We start from the raw sequence: 2,119 nt of genomic DNA on the forward strand, positions 1-2,119 counted from the left end.
AAAGCAGCCCTAACATATTAAAAAGATTAGTTGGGCTGCTTTTTTATCTTCTCAATTTAAAATTTTAATTCATCTTACAAGTAAGGGCGATATTCCAAAAATTTAATTATACTTTTGGGACAGTCCCTTTTATTTAAAATTAACTTTACTAAAGTAAGTGAATAAACAGGGTTTTATTCTTTTATATAGAATAATAGGAAATAATAGTAATTCACTCTGAAAGGTGGGAGTTATAATTTTAATTAGTAAAAACGCTCATCTAGAATCAATCTCATGTAAAAACAAAAGATATACGTCTTTTGTAGATCAAACAGAGATAGAACGTATTGCAAATTTTTATAACCAATACTCAAGTTATGAAACTACTCCTTTGCTCTCATTACCTGGTTTGGCATCAATAATCGGAATAAATAATATTTACGTTAAAGATGAATCAACTAGATTAGGACTAGATTCTTTTAAGGCTCTTGGCGGTTTCTATGCAATAGCAAGATTGATAGCTGAAAAATTAGAGAAAAACATATTCGAAATGAGTCTCGATTTTTTAAAGTCAGATTATGTTAAAAAAACTATTGGAAAGCTAACTTTTGTTACAGCTACAGATGGAAATCATGGAAAAGGAGTCGCTATGGCAGCTACTGCTCTTGGACATAATTCTATAGTTTATCTTCCAAAAGGTGCTGAAAAAAGTCGTGTAGAAGCGATAAAACAAGTAGGGGGTACCCCGTATGTAAGTGATTATAATTATGATGAGACTGTAAAACTTGCGTTTTCTGAAGCTAATAAACATGGTTTTGAGGTTGTACAAGATACTGCTTTACCAGGATATGAAACAATTCCAAAATGGATCATGCAAGGATATGCCGTTATTGCAAAAGAAATATTAGATGAAATCGAAAAATCAAACACTTTTAAATATCCTACACATGTTATATATCAGGCTGGTGTTGGTTCAGTAGCAGGAGCAATTCAAGGTTATTTAGTAGAAAGACTTGGAGAAAAAATTCCAACAAACTTAGTTGTAGAACCAAGTAATGCAGCATGTATGTTAAAATCAGCTAAGGGAAATGGTGATCCAAAAACTGTTACTGGAGATCTAGACACTGTAATGGCGGGGCTTTCGTGTGGAGAACCAAACCCTATTGGTTGGGAAATTATAAAGAGATTTTCAGATTATTTTATTTCAGTACCTGATTGGGTAGCAGCAAGAGGAGTAAGGATATTAAACAGTCCTATAGAAAGTGATCCACAGATAAACGCAGGAGAATCTGGAGGTATAGGAATCGGCTTGCTTTCTTTATTTATGTTACATGAGTTTCATGAAATGAAAGATTTAATAGGTCTCACAAAAGAATCTAACGTCTTATTAATTAATACTGAAGGTATTACAGATCCATATGTTAACAGAAAAATTATTTGGGATGGAAAATATCCAACCCCTTCAAAGTTTTTATAAGGGGAATGATTGGATCTACACGCCTTGTTTTTACAGATGAATATGAACTAGAAAGGAATATACTAAAAATTAATGGAAAAGTAACTTATGAAGATGCAGTAGTTTATTTGGTAGGATATCTAGAGCGTAATAATCCAACTATTATGATTGGATCTCATTAGAAGATACTGCACCGCAAGGAGGAATCTTTGATGGAGTGCTAGGTGTATTAGATGGTATAGAATGTGTTAAAACAAAGATAGAATAAGGTTACAAAGAATTGAGCGATTATTATAGATATATAACTAGTGTTCTGTACATGATGCTACAGTTATGTCAAGGAAGCTACCAACAGGGATGATTTTCATTCCTAGAGTTAATGGTACAAGTCACTCTCCTGAAGAATGAGTGAGTGGAGATGTAAAAAAAGGAGTAAATACAATTTTATGGTCCCTTATTAAGATTGACTCAACAAGTAATATTTCGTATTAGATTAAGTATAGGTTTAAAACTAAGAATTAAGAGTGGTTTATTTAATAAGCCACTCTTAGTTTTTGAAGAGTCTGTCAAGTAATTGGTGTAAACATTCCGATACTGACATATAAGAATAACTTAATTACAGTATAAAATGCTTAATAAATCGAGGGAGTTACCTTAGATAAGGGACTTCTCCCTCGATTTATC

General features: G+C 32.3%; 2 protein-coding genes. Both read left to right on the forward strand.

The window, feature by feature from the left end; translation table 11 throughout:
- The first annotated feature begins 223 nt into the window (after window positions 1-223).
- Window positions 224-1,456, forward strand: coding sequence for a diaminopropionate ammonia-lyase (locus CDO51_RS12950; protein WP_089024639.1), 1,233 nt, complete (start codon window positions 224-226; stop codon window positions 1,454-1,456).
- Between the two features lie 5 nt (window positions 1,457-1,461).
- Window positions 1,462-1,617: a M20 family metallo-hydrolase gene (locus CDO51_RS13610; protein WP_143824743.1), complete on the forward strand. Its 156-nt coding sequence runs from the start codon at window positions 1,462-1,464 to the stop codon at window positions 1,615-1,617.
- Window positions 1,618-2,119: the final 502 nt, after the last annotated feature.

Origin of the sequence: Natranaerobius trueperi, from assembly GCF_002216005.1 — a bacterium.
Lineage (GTDB): Bacteria > Bacillota > Natranaerobiia > Natranaerobiales > Natranaerobiaceae > Natranaerobius_A > Natranaerobius_A trueperi.